Here is a 664-nt window from a genome sequence, read left to right as displayed (position 1 = left end):
AACAATTTCAGGAACTTGCGCTATTGCAGAAATTCCAAAATCTAGATCTTCACTATTGACGTTGTTGCCATATCTCTCATGGTAAAGTGCCGACAAACTTGCAAAACATGCAATCAGAATCGACATAGGGTGAGCAGTTTTTGGAAATGCTTTAACTAAGTTTACAACCTGCTCTGGCACTTTAGATAATTCCTCTATTTTCAGAAGAAACTTTTTGTGTTGCTCTAAATTAGGCAACTCACCATAGAGTAATAGATAAATTATAGCAGTAAAATCATTATTCTCTGCTAAATCAGCTATATTATGTCCCCTATACTTAAGAACTCCTTCATCTCCATCAATGAATGTAATTGCGGAAGAACACGAAGCTGTGGAAACAAACCCTGGATCATAAGTAAATAACCCTGTTGTCTTGTACAAATCCTTAATATTTAATACATCAGGACCTATTGTTCCGTTTAATATGGGTAGCTCAATCTTTAATCCGTTGCTTAATTCTAATAACGCTTTTTTATCCATCACTTAGGTCACTCAAATTTTATACAAGGCATACAAACCGAGGAGTATATATTAACCTAGTCTCTGTGAACAAAATTTTAGAGAAGCCATATGAGAGAACCAACGAAGTTTAAAAAACCCATAAAAACCTCAGCAGTCTTGTCAA

At 34.9% G+C, this 664-nt stretch carries 1 protein-coding gene; it reads right to left on the bottom strand.

Annotated features, from left to right (window positions below; all coding sequences use genetic code 11):
* On the bottom strand, window positions 1-519 hold a 519-nt coding region (locus GO685_RS05400), incomplete at its 3' end, for a citrate/2-methylcitrate synthase (protein ID WP_281356235.1).
* Between the last annotated feature and the right edge of the window lie 145 nt (window positions 520-664).

Source organism: Wolbachia endosymbiont of Madathamugadia hiepei (assembly GCF_013366855.1).
Classification (GTDB): Bacteria; Pseudomonadota; Alphaproteobacteria; order Rickettsiales; family Anaplasmataceae; genus Wolbachia.
The sequence above is the reverse complement of the archived record's forward strand: the minus strand, read 5'-3'. Positions and strand labels throughout refer to the sequence as shown.